This is a genomic window from Arthrobacter sp. SAFR-044 (assembly GCF_059414985.1).
Map to the genome: position 1 here is coordinate 1 of NZ_JBPFDN010000039.1, position 623 is coordinate 623.

1 protein-coding gene is annotated in these 623 nt (G+C 67.3%); it reads left to right on the forward strand.

Going from position 1 to position 623, the window contains the following annotated elements; all coding sequences use genetic code 11:
• Positions 1-623, forward strand: a 623-nt coding sequence (locus ACR65J_RS21035; protein ID WP_440172745.1) for an HNH endonuclease signature motif containing protein, incomplete at both ends; no start/stop codon positions are given.

A 623-nucleotide genomic window follows, 5' to 3' on the forward strand; every position in this document is an offset into this window, starting at 1 on the left:
AAGGGGGTGGCTGATCGGCGGGTGGAGTTCCGGCCGGACCAGGATGGGATGGCGTGGCTGTCCGCTTGCCTGCCGGCGGACCAGGCGTTGGCGGGGTGGAACCGGCTCACCGCAATATCCCGGTCGCTGCAAGGTCCCCAGGAGTCCCGCACCATGTCCCAGTTACGGGCCGACAAGTTCGCTGATGCGATTCTCGGGAGCGGCAGTGGCTACGGCGAGGCCGATGACATCGACAGTGTTGCCGTTGAAGGTGCCGGTGCAGGACCCGGACACTCGTCTTCACCGATCCGGGCGCAGGTTCTGGTCACGGTTCCGGTGTTCTCACTGATGGGGGTGACCGATGAGCCGGCCATGCTCGACGGTTACGGGCCTATTCCGCCGTCGATGGCCCGGGACTTGGTGGCGAACGGGGCGGGGTCGGTTTACCGGGTGTTGGTGGACCCGCGGGACGGGGCGCCGTTGGAGATCGGCCGGACCAGCTACCGGGTGACCGGCGCGATGCGTGCCTGGTTGAGGATGCGCGATGGCAAGTGCCCGTTCCCCGGGTGCAGCAACAACTCCCTGGACAACGACGCCGACCACATCCTCGCCTGGGCCAACGGCGGCACCACAGGGATCAGCAA